Raw genomic sequence first — 16,025 nt, 5'->3', positions numbered from 1 at the left:
CGGGCCTGCCGTGGCCTCGCAGCTTACAATGCGGCTTTCCTCGGACGGATCGCGCCATGGCCATGCTTTGGGTCAAGACCTTTCACATAGTCTTCATCGCCTCCTGGTTCGCCGGCTTGTTCTACCTGCCGCGCATCTACGTGAACCTGGCGCAACAATCGGACCCCACCGTCCAGGCCACGCTGCTGGGCATGGCGCGCCGCCTGTACCGCTTCACCAGCATCCTCGCCGTGGTCGCCGTGCTGCTCGGCCTGTGGCTGTACATCGGCTACGGCATCGGCATGGGGCCCGGCAACGGCTGGATGCACGCCAAGCTCTTTTTCGTCCTGCTCGTGATCGGCTACCATCACGCCTGTGGCTCGATGCTGCGCAAATTCGAACGGGGCGAAAACACCCGTACGCACAAGTTCTATCGCTGGTTCAACGAAGTTCCCGTCTTGCTGCTCTTGGTGGTGGTGGCGCTGGTCGTCGTCAAACCCTTCTGATTCCCCCTACCTCTGCATTCGCCAGGATTCGTATGTCCTCAGATGACCAGGACCGTCCGCGCAAGACGCTGACCATCAAGAAAACCGCGCGCGACGCGCACGCCGAAGACAGCCGCAAGCGCACCCGCAGCGGCGCCCGCGCCCGGCTGGTGGCGCAGAACGAACGCGCCCGCGAAGCCGCCGAGCGGCAGAAGAATCCGGCGCCCGCGCCGCGGTCCAGGCAGGACGAGGCCGGCGGCCCGGCACGCAAGCGCGCCGGCGGTCCGCGCCGCGCCCCGCGCGAACGCGACGACCAGTACATCGCCCCGGCCACGCCGGCCGGGCGCTTTTACGACCCGTTCGAGGACGACGCCCCGCCGCCCGGCTACCTGGAGCAATCCGAGCCCGACGACGCGCCGCAGCGCCACGAACCCGCCGTCGAAGTCCGCCCCCGCCGCCCGCGCGAACCGCGCCAGGCCGAGGTGTTCCCGGTCTTCGCGCCCTGCCCTCAGGGGCTGGAAGAAGCGCTGACGGCGGAAATGCAGGCGCTGGGCTTCGACGACGCCCGCATCGGCCGGGCCGGCTGCTCGTTCAGCGCAGACTGGTCGGGCGTGCAGCGCGCCAACCTGTATTCGCGCCTGGCGACCCGCATCCTGGTGCAGGTCGCGCACGCCGAGATCTCGCACGAGGACGACATCCTGGACCTGGCGCGCGATACGCCCTGGGAACGCTGGTTCGGCGCGGAGCAGACGCTGCGCGTGGACACCTCGGCCATCAAGAGCCCGGTGCAAAGCCTGCAATACTGCAACCTGCGCGCCAAGGACGGCATCTGCGACCGCCTGCGCGAACGCGAAGGCGAACGTCCGAGCATCGACACGGTGCGCCCAGACGCGCGCGTGCACCTGTTCCTGACCGGCCACACCGCCACGCTGTACCTGGACACGTCCGGCGAATCCCTGTTCAAGCGCGGCTGGCGCCTGGACAAGGGCGAGGCGCCGCTGCGCGAGAACCTGGCCGCCGGCATGCTGGCGCTGGCGGGCTGGGACCCGGCCGCGCCGCTGCTCGACCCGTTCTGCGGCTCCGGCACCATTCTCATCGAGGGCGCCTGGATCGCCCTGGGCGTGCCGCCGGGCATCTCGCGCCCCTTCGGCTTCGAGCGCCTGCGCGGCCACGATCCCTACCGCTGGCGTGACCTCAAGGAAGACGCCCGCTCGCGCATCCTGCCGCAACTGGAAGCGCCGCTGGTCGGCTACGACCTGGACCCGCAAGCCATCGAGTTCGCCCGCAACAACGCCGAGCGCGCCTGGCTGACGGCGGATTCGATCCGCTTCGAAGTCGGCGACGCCCGCCACATCACGGCACCCGCCGACCACGGCTGGATCGTCACTAACCCGCCCTACGGCGAACGCATGGGGACGGAACAGGACCCGGACCTGTGGCGCGACTGGGCGGCCTGCCTGAAGCGCAACTTCGCCGGCTGGCAGCTGCACGCCATCACCAGCGACCTGACCCTGCCCAACCAGATGCGCCTCAAGCCCAAGCGTCGGGTGCCCCTGCACAACGGCTCGCTGGACTGCCGACTGTTCGGCTTCGAACTGGTCGCGGCCGGCTATCGCGACGCCTGAATCCCCTCGCCTGCCTGTCAACGCGCAGCAACATAGTGCATCTATCTTTGCTTATGGTGCTGCGCCGTGCCGTTTTGGTGCATCATCGGACGGTGGTGTTGCCGATATGCACCAGCCTCTTGCACAAGTTCAGGGTTAACCCCTATAATTCGGGTTATCCCTAGTAGCGAAACAACTGTGCAAGCCCGTGGAGGCTAACGTGATCAACCCGAACAACACCATCCGCCTGACCGACGAACTCGAGCGCCAACTGATGCTCCAGGCTATTGAAGAACAATTCCGTCCGCACCCGATGCGGGCGCTGGCCGCCGGCCTGCGTAAGCTGGCCCACGGCGTCCGTGCCCTGGCCGGCAAGACGAGCGCCAAGGACGCGCACTCCGCCGCCTGAGCATGGCCCGGGCCGCAAGGCCCCGACGATTTTCCCCTTGGGGGCTGCACAGCCCCTTTTAAGACCCGCCCTTACCGGCGGGTTTTTTTTCGCCGCCGCGGCCCCGCTACCCGATGCGCACGTGTTCCACCAGGAAATCCAGCAGCGCCCGCACGCGCAGCGGCAGGTACCCGCCCTGGCCGACATAGACCGCGTGTATTTCTTCCTCGTCGCCCGGATTGCAGTCTTCCAGTACCGGCGCCAGGCGGCCGGCGGCGATGTCCTCGCGCACCTGGAACGCGGCGACCCGCGCCAGTCCCAGCCCGGCCAGGGCCAGCCGGTGCAGGGCCGCGCCGTCGCTGGCCTGGGCGTTGCCGGTCACCGGCACCACGATGTCCTCGCCGCGCCAGCGCAGCGGCCAGCCTGGCTGCGCACGCACGTAGTTCGCCCCCAGCCGGTTGTGCGCCAGCAGCTCCTCGGGCGTGGACGGCGCGCCGTGGCGCGCCAGGTAGTCCGGCGCGCCCACGATCATCATGCGCGTGGCCCCCAGCTTGCGGGCGACCAGGTTCGAGCTTTTCAGCGGGCCGGCGCGCACGGCGACCTCGGCGCGCTGCTCCAGCAGGTCGACGACCTCGTCGGTCAGCACGATGTCCAGCGTCACCTCCGGATGCCGCGCCAGGAATGCCGGCGCCAGCGGCAGCAGGAAGTGATGGCCGAAAGGCACGTTGGCGTTCACCCGTAACCGCCCGCTGGGCGCGGCATGCGCGCTGGCGCAGCGTTCGGCTTCGTCCAGGTCGGCCAGAATGCGCACGCCGCGTTCGTAGAACGCGCAGCCCTCGGGCGTGAGCTGCAGCCGCCGCGTGGAGCGGTTGACCAGCCGCGTGCCCAGGCGCTGCTCCAGGCGCGCCACCAGTTTGCTGACGGCCGACGGCGTCATGCAGCAGGCGCGCGCCGCGGCCGAGAAGCCGCCCAGTTCGACGACGCGCGCGAATACCTCCAATTCTCCCGAGCGATTGACTTCGATGCGGGCCACGGCCGCTCCTGATGAATTCAGTTCATAAATGATGTGCCTTTGGTCAGTCTATTCCAGACTGTGCTTTGAATTCATAATTTTTTCACGATCACGCCATGAATTCACTTATAAGTGACCCGCCATGAGATCTCTTAACAATGCGTCCGCCACGGCCATGCTGGGCCTGGCCTTCGCGGCCGGCGCAGTCTCGCCGGCCATGGCCGCCGCGCCCGCCGGCTGGGTGGCGAGCTGGCAGGCCAGCCCGCAGCCGGTCTGGGGCGCCGACTTCCTGTTCCCCGCCAATATCGCGCCCGAGCTGCGCGACCAGACCGTGCGTCAGGTAGCACGCCTGAGCCTGGGCGGCGCCCGCCTGCGCATCGTGCTTTCCAACGCTTATGGCAAACAGGCCATCGTGCTGGGCAAGGCCACGGTGGCGCTGCCGCGGCGCGACGGCGGCGACGGCGCGGTGGTCCAGGACAGCCTGCGCGGCGTGACGTTCGGCGGCCAGGAAAACGCCACCATCCTGCCCGGCGCGTCGCTGGTCAGCGACCCTGTGGCGCTGCCGGTGGCTGCGCTGTCGCAAGTGGCGGTCAGCGTCTTCCTGCCGGCGGCCACGCCCATGCAGACCTTTCACTGGGACGGCCGCCAGACCAGCTGGATCGTGGCCGGCGACCAGACCCGCGCCCCCGTGTTGCGCGCGGCGCCGGGCGACAGCACCACGGCGCGCCCGCTGCTGACGGGAATCCAGGTCGAAACCGCGCGGCCGGCGCAGGCCGTGGCGGTGCTGGGCGACTCCATCACCGACGGCGCGGCGGCCAGCCTGGACCGGGATCGGCGCTGGCCGGATTTCCTGGCCGAGCGCCTGGCTCCACGCGGCGTGGCCGTGGTCAACGCCGGCATCTCCGGCGCGCGCCTGCTGTCCGACGGCATGGGTGTCAACGCGCTGGCGCGCCTGGAGCGCGACGTCCTGGCGCAGCCCGGCGTGCGCGGCCTCGTGGTGGCGATCGGCATCAACGATATTTCCTGGCCCGGCACCGCGTTCGCGCGGCAGGCCCCGCGCCCCACGCTGGCGCAATTACAGGCAGGCTACCTTCAGTTGATCGAACAGGCGCGCAGCCGCGGCCTGCGGGTGACGGGCGCGACGCTGCCGCCCTTCGAAGGCGCGCTGCCGGGCACGCCGCTGGACGACTATTACCAGCCGGAAAAAGACGCCCTGCGCCGGCAATTGAACGACTGGATACGGCATGGCGGCGCGTTCGACGCGGTCGTGGACTTCGACGCCGTCTTGCACGACCCCGCGCACCCGGCGCGAATCCGCGCGGCCTTCGATTCCGAGGACCATCTGCACCCGGGCGACGAGGGCAACCGCGCGATGGCGCAGGCCGTCGACCTGGATGCCTTGCTGCCGGCGGCCGCCGCCCACGCCGTGTCGGACTAGGCGGCGTAGCGGTGCGGCGGCCGGGCTTGCGGAACCTGCCCGACCGACGCTTCGGTCAGGCCCAGGCTACGTTCCAGCTCGATCCAGCCCTTGGGCGTGACCGTCACGACGCGCGAGGCGGGACTGCGGCGCAGCCAGTCGCGCTCGCACAAGGCCGCCATGAGGCGGGTGCCCAGCGGGCCGGCCATGTGATGCGCGCGCTCGGTCCAGTCCAGGCACTGCCGCGCCAGGCCGCGGCGGGTCGGCGCGATGGCGGCGGTGTCCAGGCCGATGCGTTCGAACCACGAGGCGCCGGCCGGCATCACGACGTACCGCTTGTCCGGCGCTTCCTCTATGCAGCCCTGTTCCAGCAGCGCGCGAGTGATGGCGACCCCGACGCGCCCGGCCAGATGGTCGTAGCAGCTGCGGCACCAGCACAGCCGGCGCTGCTCGGGGCCCAGCGCCCGCGGCGGCGCGGGCGGGCGCGGCCGGATGGCGGCCAGCGATTCGATCGCCTGCGCGACGTGTCCGCCGGCCAGCCGGTAATAGCGGTGCCGCCCCTGCGTCTCGACCGAAACCAGGCCGCCTTCGAGCAGCTTGGCCAGGTGCGAACTGGCGGTCTGCGCCGTGATGCCGGCGGCCCGCGCCAGCTCGCCGGCGGGCAACGCCCTGCCGTCCATCAGGGCGGCCAGCATGGCGGCGCGGGTCGCGTCGGCGATCAGGAACGCCGTGCTCCAGAGACTGGATAAATGGGACATGGGCCTCTCCGGGTATTGCCGTTTGACGATGCCCATTGTCCGCATTCAACGGCCCGCATGCTTCGACGCGCATCGAAGCAAGCCGCGGCCGCGCATCCCTACACTGGGCTCATGCAAATCGAATCGTACGGGCCTCGCAGGCCCAAACTCGCGCTGCTGACGCTGTGCCTGGCGGTCCTGGTGGCGCAGATCGATACCGCCGTCGTCAACCTGGCCGTACGCGCGATCGGCAAGGACCTGGGCGCCGGCATCGGCGCGCTGCAATGGATCGTCGACGGCTACAACGCGGCCTATGCCGTACTGCTGCTGACAGGCGGCCTGCTGGCCGACGTATATGGGCGGCGCAAGGTGTTCGTGTTCGGCACCGGCGTGTTCACCGCGGCCTCGCTGCTGTGCGCGGCCGCGCCTTCGGCGGCGGTGCTGGTGCTCGGACGGGTGCTGACGGGAGTGGGCGCGGCGTTTCTGGTCCCGGCCTCGCTGGCGATCATCCGCGTGAGCTGGGTCGATCCCGCCCGGCGCGGTCGCGTGCTGGGCGTCTGGGCGGCCTGCAACGGGCTGGCCATGGCGATCGGGCCGACGCTGGGCGGGCTGCTGATCGGCGCCTACGGCTGGCGCAGCATATTCCTGGTGGTCGTCCCGCTGGGCGCGGCGGCCTGCGTGCTGGCCCTGGCCTGCATCGCGGAGTCGCGCGACGCGGGCCGCCGGGCGTTCGACGGCATGGCGCAGGCGCTGGGCGCGGCGGCGCTGGGCGGCCTGGTCTACGCCGCCATCCAGTTCCACGGCGCGCCGCGCACGGCCGCCGCCGCCCTGGCGGCGGCCATGCTGGCGTTCGCGCTGTTCCTGCGTATCGAAAGATCCCGCAGCGCGGCGGCGCTGGTGCCGCTGGACATGTTCGGCTCGCGCGTCTTTCGCGGCGCCATGGCCGCCACCGCCGGCATGACCTTCGGCATGTACGGCGTGCTGTTCCTGCTGCCGCTGGTGTGGCAGGAAAGCGGCAGGCTGGACGCGCTGGCCACCGGCCTGGCCCTGTTGCCCATGGCGCTGGTGTTCGTCGTCGTCTCGACAGCGACGGGCACACTGGCGCGGTATTGCGGCGCCAGGCCCATGGCCGCCGGCGGCGTGGCCATCATCGGCGCGGGGCTGCTGACCATCGGCGCCAGCGCGCATCACGCCGCCATCGTGGCGGCCGAAATCGGGCTGGGCCTGACGGGGCTGGGCATGGGCCTGGCGACCGGGCCGCTGATGGGTGCGGCGGTGGGCGCGGTGGCGGCGGCGCGCTCGGGCACGGCCAGCGCGCTCATCAACGTGGCGCGCATGATGGGCGCGACCCTGGGCGTGGCCGCGCTCGGCAGCGTGTACTCGCTGGCAGGCGGCGGCCAGGACGGCCTGCGGGCCGCGATGCTGGCGGGCGGCGCCGTCCAGATCGCCTGCGCATCGATCGCATGGCGCGAATTGCGGCCATGATGCGGTCATCTGGTCCGAAATGCGGCCAATCGCGCCGCGCCGCTTTTGTGCTTGCGCACGTACTGAATTAGAATAATCGGTTACGCCCGGCCCTGCGCCGGAACCACATCTGCTGGTTGGAGAGGACGCCATGTCGCCAGACGCCCTGTTCCAATTGGGGATCGTCTCAGTCCGTCTGAACACCTCCCTAACGGAAACCCCGGAAACCCCGGAAACCCCAGATAGCCGGGAATATTCCCGCGCTCGCCTGGCCGTCGGCCGTGGCCGGCCTCATCCCGAGCACTCCCCGAGCATCTAGCCCGGATACCGAGGGCCGCTTTTGCTGCCCGCCCCGCGCCCGCCCGGCCGCAAGCCGGACAGGTTCCGTCATTGCGCGCGCCCCGCCGGGCCTGCGCTTACGTACAAGGGACATCGTGATCCAGACGCCCTACTACCTCATCGACAGCTCGCGCCTCATGGAGAACATGCGGCGCATCGACCACGTGCGCCGGCATTCCGGCGCCAAGGTGCTGCTCGCCCTCAAATGCTTCGCCACCTGGTCGGTATTCGACCTGATGCGCGAATACATGGACGGCACCACGTCCTCGTCGCTGTACGAAGTGCGGCTGGGCCGCGAGAAGTTCGGCGGCGAGACCCATGCCTACAGCGTGGCCTACGCCGACCATGAAATCGACGAAGTGGTCTCGTACGCCGACAAGATCATTTTCAACAGCCTGGGCCAGCTGGAACGCTACGGCGCGCGCGCGGCCGGGCTGCCGGTGGGCCTGCGCCTGAACCCGGGCGTGAGCAGTTCGGGCTTCGACCTGGCCGACCCGGCGCGCCCGTTCAGCCGCCTGGGCGAAAGCGATTCGGCGCGCATCGCGGCCGTGCTGGACCGCGTCAGCGGCTTCATGATCCACAACAACTGCGAGAACCGCGATTTCGCGCGCTTCGACGCCTTGCTGGGCGAGGTCGAGGCGCGCTACGGCGAGCTGCTGGCGCGGGTGCAATGGGTGAGCCTGGGCGGCGGCATCCATTTCACCGGCGAAGGCTATGCGCTGGACGATTTCTGCGCGCGCCTGCGCGCCTTCTCCGAGAAGTACGGCGTGCAGGTCTACCTGGAGCCCGGCGAGGCCGCCATCACCGACAGCGCTAGCCTGGAAGTGACGGTGCTGGACACTTCGTACAACGGCAAGCAGCTGGCCGTGGTGGACGCCTCCATCGAGGCCCACATGCTGGACCTGCTGATCTACCGCCTGCAGGCGCGCGTGGAGCCCGATGCCGGGCCGCACCGCTGCCTGGTCTACGGCAAGTCCTGCCTGGCCGGCGACATCTTCGGCGAATTCGATTTCCCGCAGCCGCTGGCCGTGGGACAGCGGCTGTCGATCCGCGACGCCGCCGGCTACACCATGGTCAAGAAAAACTGGTTCAACGGCCTGACCATGCCCGCCATCGTCGTGCGCGACCTGGATGGCACCGAACGCGTGGTGCGCCAGTTCGGCTACCGCGATTACGTCGACAGTCTGTCCTGAGCGTCCGGCCAGGCCATCCACAACAAGGAGTTGTCCAGATGAAGCCCAATATCCTCATCATCGGCGCCGGCGGCGTGGCGCACGTGGTCGCGCACAAGTGCGCCCAGCACAACGACCGCCTGGGCGAAATCCACATCGCCTCGCGCACCCTGGAAAAATGCCAGGCCATCCTGGAGTCCGTGCACGCCAAGGGCAGCCTGCGCCAGCCCGGCCTGCTGCGCGCGCACCGCCTGGACGCGATGGACATCGGCGCCACCGAAGCGCTGATCAGGAAGACCGCCGCCCGCATCGTCATCAACGTGGGCTCGGCCTTTCTCAACATGTCGGTACTGGAGGCCTGCCTGCGCACCGGCGCCGCCTACCTCGACACCGCCATCCACGAGCAGCCCGACCAGGTCTGCGAAGCGCCTCCCTGGTACGCCAACCACGAATGGAAGCGGCGCGAGGCCTGCCAGGCCGCCGGCGTCACCGCCATCCTGGGCGCGGGCTTCGACCCCGGCGTGGTCAACGCCTATGCGCGCCTGGCCTGCGACGACTACTTCGACCGCGTCGAGTCGATCGACATCGTGGACATCAACGCGGGCAGGCACGGCCGCTACTTCGCCACCAACTTCGATCCCGAGGTGAACTTCCGCGAATTCACCGGCACGGTCTGGTCCTGGCAGGGCGGCCAGTGGACCTCCGCCCAGATGTTCCAGTACCGCAAGGAATGGGACCTGCCGGTGGTGGGCCGCCAGACCGCCTACCTGACCGGCCACGACGAGCTGCATTCGCTCTCGCAGCACCTGGACGTGCCCGACATCCGCTTCTGGATGGGCTTCGGCGAGCACTACATCAACGTGTTCACCGTGCTGAAGAACCTGGGCATGCTGTCCGAGAAGCCGGTGCGCACGGCCGAGGGCCTGGAAGTGGTGCCCTTGAAGGTGCTCAAGGCCGTGCTGCCCGACCCGGCCTCGCTCGCGCCCACCTATACCGGCAAGACCTGCATCGGCAACCTGGTGCGCGGCGAAAAGGACGGCAAGGCGCACGAGATCTTCATCTACAACGTCTGCGACCACGAGGAAAGCTATCGCGAGATCGGCAGCCAGGCCATCTCCTATACGGCGGGCGTGCCCGCGGCGGCGGCCGCCCTGCTGATCGCCGACGGCACCTGGGACGTGCGCCGCATGGCCAACATCGAGCAGTTGCCGCCCCGCCCCTTCCTGTCGCTGCTGGCCGCCATGGGCCTGGAGACCCGGGTGCGCGAGGACGGCCGCGACCTGCCGCTGTCGACGCTGGAAGATTCGGTCGACGCCTAGGGCCTGTTCACACTAAAAGGATCCACGCACAGGCCGGAATGCCGGCGCCGGCATTCCGGGCATAATACGCGTCCATGACCGACGCCCATCTCGACCAGACCCCCAATCGGCTGCGCCGATTCGCCTGCATGATGTACGAAGCCGTGCTGCTGTTCGGCGTGGTGTTCCTGGCCGGCTACCTGATGGACACGCTGACCCAGAGCCGGAACGCGCTGGACCTGCGCAGCGCCCGCCAGGCCTGGCTGTTCGTCGCGATCGGCGCCTATTTCGTGCTGTGCTGGCGCCGCCGCGGCCAGACGCTGCCCATGAAGACCTGGAACATCCGCCTGGTCGAGCAGGACGGCAGCATTCCGTCCACCCCGCGCCTGATCCTGCGCTACGTCCTGGCCTGGCCGCTGGTGCTGGCCGGCGCCGGCCTGGTCTGGGCGGCCGCCCAGGCCACCGGCTGGCCGTCGATGGACATGTTCATCGTGGCCGCGCCCTTCACCATCTTCATCTGGTCGTGGTTCGATCCCGACGGCCAGTTCCTGCATGACCGCATCCTGGGCACGCGGCTGCGCAACGCGCCGCCGCACAAAAAGGTGCGCTAGCGTCACAACAGCGTCATAAAGGTTTCACGGTCCCGTCATCGCGGGGTGGTTTCATTGCCATGAACAACCACAGCCCTTGGGGACGCGACCGTGAACGACATCCAGCCTGCACACTGGCGCACCCTCTGGATCTCCGATATTCACTTGGGCACCGCCGGGTGCAAGGCGGAGTTCCTGCTGGACTTCCTGGACCACAACGATTCCGACACGCTGTACCTGGTGGGCGACATCGTCGACGGCTGGCAGCTGCGCAAGCACTGGCACTGGCCGCGCGCCCACAACGACGTGATCCAGCGCATCCTGCGCAAGGCGCGCAACGGCACCCGGGTGGTGTTCATTCCCGGCAACCATGACGAGTTCGCGCGCGAATTCGCCGGCTACGCCTTCGGCGACATCGAAATCCTCGACGAGGACGTGCACGTCACCGCCAAGGGCCTGCAGCTGCTGGTGCTGCATGGCGACCAGTTCGACGGGGTGGTCCAGCACAGCCGCTGGCTGGCCCACCTGGGCGACGGCCTCTACCAGCTGGCGCTGTGGGTCAACCATCACTTCAACCGGCTGCGCCACCGGCTGGGGCTGCATTACTGGTCACTGTCCCAATACCTCAAGCACAAGGTCAAGAACGCCGTGTCGTTCATCACCGACTTCGAGGAAGCGCTGGCGGGCGAGGCCCGCCGCCGCGGCCTGGACGGCGTGGTCTGCGGCCACATCCACAAGGCCGAGCTGCGCGACGTGAACGGCATACTCTATTGCAACGATGGAGACTGGGTCGAAAGCCTGTCGGCCCTGGGCGAAACCCACGAAGGCCAGCTCCAGCTGCTGGACTGGGCCGCCATGCAGGCCGAACGGCGCACCCAGCCCGGCCCCCGCCAGCGCTCGCTGACCCTGCCCGCCCTGCCTTCGGCGCTGCGCCGCCAAAGCAAACACCCGTGATAACCCTTATGCGTCCCCGTTACGCAACGGGGATGTTGCAGTTCACGGCCCTCTAGGTCATGCTTGCACCTGGGGCGACGGGCGATCTGACCCGTTCACGCTGCAACATGCTCACAACATAGGGCCATGAACGACCAATATCAGGCGCTCTACCAAACATTCCGCTGGCTGGTACCCACCCAGTTCAACATCGCGGAAGCGTGCTGCCACCGCTGGGCATCCAGCAGTCCGGATGCGCGGCGCATCGCCATCTACTACGAAGACGAATCCGGCAACCGCGAGGTCTGGACCTATGCGCGCCTGGCGGAAGCCGCCAACCAGCTGGCCAACGGCCTGATCAAGATGGGCGTGGGCCGCGGCGACCGGGTCGGTGTGGTTTTGGGGCAACGTCCCGAGACCGTGGTGGCGCACATGGCCATCTACAGCGTCGGCGCCGTGGTCCTGCCCTTATCCGCCCTGTTCGGCCCGGAAGCCCTGGGGAGCCGCCTGCGCGACGCCGAGGCCCGCGTCGCGATCGTGGACTACGCCTCCAGCGCCAACCTGCTGTCCATCAGCGACGACTGTCCCGCGCTGCAGCAGATCATCGGCATCGGCTTCGCCGACGAACGCGTGCTGCCCTGGCGCAGCCTGCTGGCCCGCCAGCCCAGCGAATTCAAGGCCGTCCCGACCCGCTCCTCCGACCCGGCCATCCTGCTCTATACCTCCGGCACCACCGGCGCGCCCAAGGGCGCGCTATTGCCGCACAGCGTGCTGATCGGCAACCTGCCGGGCTTCGTGGCCTCGCAGGACTGGTTCCCCAAGCCCGGCGACGTCTTCTGGTCGCCCGCCGACTGGGCCTGGACCGGCGGCATGATGGACGCGCTGCTGCCCACGCTCTACTTCGGCCACGCCATCGTCGGCACGCGCGGGCGCTTTTCCGTCGAGCGCGCGTTCGAGCTGATGGAGCGCTACCAGGTCACCAACACCTTTCTCTTCCCCACCGCCCTCAAGATGATGATGAAGGCCGTGCCCGAGCCGCGCAACCGCTACCAGCTGGCGCTGCGCTCGGTCATGAGCGCCGGCGAAAGCGTGGGCGAAAGCGTGTTCGAATGGTGCCGCTCGGCGCTGGGCGTGACGCCCAACGAGATGTTCGGCCAGACCGAAATGAACTACGTGGTGGGCAACAGCCACAAGCGCTGGCCCGCCAAGCCCGGCAGCATGGGCCGCCCCTATCCCGGCCACAACGTCGCCGTGCTGGACGACGAAGGCAAGCCGGTGGCCCCCGGCGGCACCGGCGAGATCGCCGTCAACCGGCTCGACATCCACGGCTACCCCGACCCGGTGATGTTCCTGGGCTACTGGCGCAACGAAGCCGCCACCCAGGCCAAGTTCAAGGGCGACTGGTGCCTGACCGGCGACCTGGCCACCGTGGATGCCGACGGCTACCTCTGGTATGCCGGCCGCGCCGACGACGTCTTCAAGTCCGCCGGCTACCGCATCGGTCCCGGGGAAATCGAAAGCTGCCTGGTCGGGCATCCGGCCGTGGCCAACGCGGCGGTGGTGCCCAAGCCCGACCCCGAGCGCGGCGCGCTGGTGAAGGCCTATGTGGTCCTGACCCCGGAATTCGCCCAGCGCGAGCGCGGCGAACTCGTCGAAAGCCTGCAGGAACACGTGCGCGAGCGCCTGGCCCCCTACGAATATCCGAAGGAGATCGAGTTCGTCGACGAGCTGCCCATGACCACCACCGGTAAAATCCAACGTCGCATCCTGCGCCAGCGCGAAGAAGACCTCGCGCGCCTGGCCGCAGCCACGACAGACGCGCCGCCGGCCTCCAAGGCCTGAGGCCGCACAGGAGACCCCAGGCATGCCCATCTACCAGCTCGACGACCTGATTCCGCGCATCGACGCGGCCGCCTACGTGGCCGACAGCGCCGACATCATCGGCAATGTGACCCTGGAGGCCGGCGTCAGCATCTGGTCGAACGTCTCGATCCGCGGCGACAACGACGCCATTCTGATCCGCCAGGGCACCAATATCCAGGAAGGCAGCGTGCTGCACGTGGACGCCGGCTGCCCCATGACCATCGGCCCCAACGTCACCGTGGGCCACCAGGCCATGCTGCACGGCTGCACCATCCACGAAGGCGCGCTGGTCGGCATGCAGGCCATCGTGCTGAACAACGCGGTCATCGGCCGCAACTGCCTGATCGGCGCCGGCGCCATCATCCCCGAGGACCGCGTCATTCCCGACAACTCCCTGATCATCGGGATCGGCAAGATCGTGCGCGAGCTCTCCGACGAGGAAATTGCCAATCTGCACAAGAACACCGCCCACTACGTGGCGCGGGGCCAACACTACAAGACGGCCTTGAAGCGGATCGGCTGAGGCCCGCCCGCGGCGCCCCTGCCCCTGCCGGCAACAGGGGAATTTGGCCGGCCCGATCGGCTAACATTCCCCCATGACCGATCAGCTTAAAAAATACCTTACCGAAGACCGTAGCGGCCGCATCCAGGCCGTGCGCCTGGAAGCGACCTGGAAGGCCGTGCAGGCCAACCACGACTACCCGCCCGCCATCACCAACCTGCTCGGCGAGCTGGTGGCCGCGTCCACGCTGCTGGCCGCCAACATCAAGTTCGACGGCTCCCTGGTGCTGCAGATCCAGGGCGACGGCCCCATCGCCCTGCTGGTGGTGGAATGCCGCCACGACCTGAGCCTGCGCGCCACCGTCAAGATACGCGAAGGCCACGAGGTTCCCGCCGAAGGCGATATGCAAAGCCTGCTGAATCCCGGCGGCAACGGCCGTTTCATCGTGGTGCTGGACCCGCAGCGCAAGCTGCCCGGCCAGCAGGCCTACCAGGGCGTCGTGCCGCTGGAAGGCGAGACCGTGGCCGAAGCGCTGCAGCACTACATGAAAGCCTCCGAACAGCTGGACACCCGGCTGTGGCTGGCGGCCGACCCCGAACACGCCGCGGGCATGCTCATCCAGCGCCTGCCGCACAACGGCGGCACGGACGCGCCGGTCCTGACCGACCAGGACGCCGCCGAAACCTGGGACCGCATCTGCGCCCTTGCCGGCACCCTCAAGCGCGACGAACTGCTGGCCACCGAAATCGATACCCTGGTGCATCGCCTGTTCTGGGAAGAGACCCTGGTGGGCTTCGACCCGCTGGAGGTGCGCTGGCACTGCCCCTGCACCCGGGAACGCGTGGCCAACATGCTGCGCTCGCTGGGCGAGGCCGAGATCCAGGACATCCTGGCCGAACGCGGCGAGGTGGACGTGTCCTGCGATTTCTGCGGCAAGCCTTACAAGTTCGACGCGGTCGATTGCGCCGCCCTGTTCTCGCCCCACCAGCCGGCCGCGGGCGACACGCCCCCCACCGTGCACTGAGCCACCCCTCGGATAGTCCGCATCGACAGGCGGTCATGCCGGCGCCAGACTGCGCTGCCATGACCGCCTTTTTCATTGTCCCGCCCCGCCGCCCGCAGCGCGGCGCCGCCGCCGTCGAGTTCGCCGTGGCGGCGGCCATCGTGCTGCTGCTGGGCCTGCTGGCCATCGAGGCCGCCCACTGGCAGGGCGCGCGCCAGCTGGCCCACCTGGCGCTGATGGAAGCCGCGCGCGCCGGCGCCACCGCGCATGGCGATCCGGCGCGCATGCGCGCGGCCTTCCTGCAGGCCCTGCCGCCGCGCCAGGGCCGGGCCGACCTCGCAGCCATCGCCGGCGTGCATCCGTGGCGCATCGAAGTGCTGCTGCCCGACGCGCAATCGTTTCGCGAACATGCCCGGCCCGGCCTGCGCGCCGGCCCCGGGCTGCGCGCCATCGACAACGACTACCAGGACCTGCAGCACGCGCGCCGCCCGCCGCGCCCGGGCGGCCAGAGCATCTTCCAGGCCAATACGCTGCGACTGCGCCTGACCTATCTGCACCGGCCGCTGCTGCCGCCCGTGCGCGGCCTGCTGGCGCTGCTGAGCCGCGGCCGCGCCGGCTATGCCGGCAATGCGCTGCGCGCAGGCCTGCTGCCCATCCGGGTCGAACTGGAAACGGAAATGCACTCGCACCCGGCGGACTGGGCGCGCGGCGCGCCACCGCCCGCCGGCATCGTGTACGGCGAATGCCGCAGGCTGCGCTGCGGCTGAACGGAAACGCGAATGGGGAATGGGGAATGGAGCGCCGCGCCTGCGGCGGCCCCTCAGTGGCGGGCGGGCGCCGGATTGGCGGGCTTGGGCGCCTGGGCGCTGGCGCGCGCGGGCGTGCCGACGGCGGGTTTGGCAGGCTTGGCCGGCGCCGCGGCCGGTTCGGCCGCCAGCGAGGCGCCGCCTGCCGGCGGCTGGGTGTTCTGGGGCAGGATGTGCACGAAGACCTCGCCCTCGCGCATCATGCCCAGCTCGCCGCGGGCGCGCTCCTCGATGGCGCCGGAGCCGCCCTCCAGGTCGCGCACTTCGGCTTCGAGCGCGGCATTACGCGCGCGCAGGCCTTCGTTGGTCTCGCGCTGCTCCGCCACCTGGCGTTGCAGATCCCAGACCTTGAACCAGCCTCCCTTGCCCAGCCACAGCGGGTATTGGATCAGGCCTAGCAGCACGAACAGCACCAGGAACAACAGGCGCATAC

Annotated in this window: 16 protein-coding genes; 13 read left to right on the top strand and 3 right to left on the bottom strand. The window is 69.2% G+C overall.

Annotated features, from left to right (window positions below; genetic code table 11):
• Nucleotides 1-62: 62 nt before the first annotated feature.
• The 3 genes from C1I89_RS20935 to C1I89_RS20925 all read left to right on the top strand — a co-directional run bounded on the left by C1I89_RS20935 (nt 63) and on the right by C1I89_RS20925 (nt 2,477).
• On the top strand, nt 63-485 hold the full coding sequence (locus C1I89_RS20935) for a CopD family protein (protein WP_102774563.1): 423 nt from the start codon (nt 63-65) through the stop codon (nt 483-485).
• A gap of 32 nt (nt 486-517) precedes the next feature.
• Complete coding sequence (locus tag C1I89_RS20930) at nt 518-2,089, top strand: THUMP domain-containing protein (protein WP_102774481.1); 1,572 nt, start codon at nt 518-520, stop codon at nt 2,087-2,089.
• 199 nt (nt 2,090-2,288) lie between these two features.
• Nucleotides 2,289-2,477, top strand: a complete 189-nt coding sequence (locus C1I89_RS20925; RefSeq protein ID WP_168202251.1) for a hypothetical protein — start codon at nt 2,289-2,291, stop codon at nt 2,475-2,477.
• Nucleotides 2,478-2,583: 106 nt separating this feature from the next.
• Here C1I89_RS20925 and C1I89_RS20920 read toward each other — a convergent pair whose 3' ends face one another.
• Nucleotides 2,584-3,489 carry a LysR family transcriptional regulator gene (locus tag C1I89_RS20920; protein ID WP_102774480.1) on the bottom strand — a complete coding sequence of 302 codons (906 nt, stop codon included), beginning with the start codon at nt 3,487-3,489 and terminating at the stop codon, nt 2,584-2,586.
• 121 nt (nt 3,490-3,610) lie between these two features.
• On the opposite strand from C1I89_RS20920, the gene C1I89_RS20915 reads away from it, so the two are divergent.
• A complete protein-coding gene (locus tag C1I89_RS20915) occupies nt 3,611-4,906 on the top strand; it encodes an SGNH/GDSL hydrolase family protein (RefSeq protein WP_181391013.1) in 1,296 nt (431 codons plus the stop codon).
• On the opposite strand, the gene C1I89_RS20910 is transcribed toward C1I89_RS20915, so the two are convergent.
• Nucleotides 4,903-5,643: an ArsR/SmtB family transcription factor gene (locus tag C1I89_RS20910; protein WP_102774478.1), complete on the bottom strand. Its 741-nt coding sequence runs from the start codon at nt 5,641-5,643 to the stop codon at nt 4,903-4,905. The two genes, C1I89_RS20915 and C1I89_RS20910, sit on opposite strands and share 4 nt — an antisense overlap.
• 111 nt (nt 5,644-5,754) lie before the next feature.
• On the opposite strand from C1I89_RS20910, the gene C1I89_RS20905 reads away from it, so the two are divergent.
• The 9 genes from C1I89_RS20905 (at nt 5,755) to C1I89_RS20865 (ending at nt 15,553) form a co-directional block, all read left to right on the top strand.
• A complete protein-coding gene (locus C1I89_RS20905) occupies nt 5,755-7,107 on the top strand; it encodes an MFS transporter (protein ID WP_102774477.1) in 1,353 nt (450 codons plus the stop codon).
• Nucleotides 7,108-7,520: 413 nt separating this feature from the next.
• The gene (locus C1I89_RS20900; RefSeq protein WP_102774476.1) at nt 7,521-8,618 is read left to right on the top strand and encodes a carboxynorspermidine decarboxylase; all 1,098 of its coding nucleotides are present in this window, start codon (nt 7,521-7,523) and stop codon (nt 8,616-8,618) included.
• A gap of 38 nt (nt 8,619-8,656) precedes the next feature.
• Nucleotides 8,657-9,916 carry a saccharopine dehydrogenase family protein gene (locus tag C1I89_RS20895; protein ID WP_102774475.1) on the top strand — a complete coding sequence of 420 codons (1,260 nt, stop codon included), beginning with the start codon at nt 8,657-8,659 and terminating at the stop codon, nt 9,914-9,916.
• Between the two features lie 74 nt (nt 9,917-9,990).
• Nucleotides 9,991-10,506: an RDD family protein gene (locus C1I89_RS20890; protein ID WP_102774474.1), complete on the top strand. Its 516-nt coding sequence runs from the start codon at nt 9,991-9,993 to the stop codon at nt 10,504-10,506.
• A 90-nt stretch (nt 10,507-10,596) separates the two neighbouring features.
• Nucleotides 10,597-11,439, top strand: a complete 843-nt coding sequence (locus C1I89_RS20885; protein ID WP_102774473.1) for a UDP-2,3-diacylglucosamine diphosphatase — start codon at nt 10,597-10,599, stop codon at nt 11,437-11,439.
• A gap of 126 nt (nt 11,440-11,565) precedes the next feature.
• Complete coding sequence (locus C1I89_RS20880) at nt 11,566-13,260, top strand: acyl-CoA synthetase (RefSeq protein WP_102774472.1); 1,695 nt, start codon at nt 11,566-11,568, stop codon at nt 13,258-13,260.
• A gap of 22 nt (nt 13,261-13,282) precedes the next feature.
• Nucleotides 13,283-13,804: a gamma carbonic anhydrase family protein gene (locus C1I89_RS20875; protein WP_102774471.1), complete on the top strand. Its 522-nt coding sequence runs from the start codon at nt 13,283-13,285 to the stop codon at nt 13,802-13,804.
• A 73-nt stretch (nt 13,805-13,877) separates the two neighbouring features.
• On the top strand, nt 13,878-14,807 hold the full coding sequence (gene hslO, locus C1I89_RS20870) for an Hsp33 family molecular chaperone HslO (protein ID WP_102774470.1): 930 nt from the start codon (nt 13,878-13,880) through the stop codon (nt 14,805-14,807).
• A gap of 59 nt (nt 14,808-14,866) precedes the next feature.
• Entirely contained in the window at nt 14,867-15,553 is a 687-nt protein-coding gene (locus C1I89_RS20865) for a TadE/TadG family type IV pilus assembly protein (RefSeq protein ID WP_102774469.1), read from the top strand.
• A gap of 53 nt (nt 15,554-15,606) precedes the next feature.
• On the opposite strand, the gene ftsB is transcribed toward C1I89_RS20865, so the two are convergent.
• Entirely contained in the window at nt 15,607-16,023 is a 417-nt protein-coding gene (ftsB, locus tag C1I89_RS20860) for a cell division protein FtsB (RefSeq protein ID WP_102774468.1), read from the bottom strand.
• Between the last annotated feature and the right edge of the window lie 2 nt (nt 16,024-16,025).

Source organism: Achromobacter pulmonis (assembly GCF_002885955.2).
In the GTDB taxonomy this organism is placed as follows: domain Bacteria; phylum Pseudomonadota; class Gammaproteobacteria; order Burkholderiales; family Burkholderiaceae_B; genus Achromobacter; species Achromobacter pulmonis_A.
Note: the sequence above shows the minus strand (reverse complement) of the source record. Positions and strands in the feature narration are given on the sequence as shown.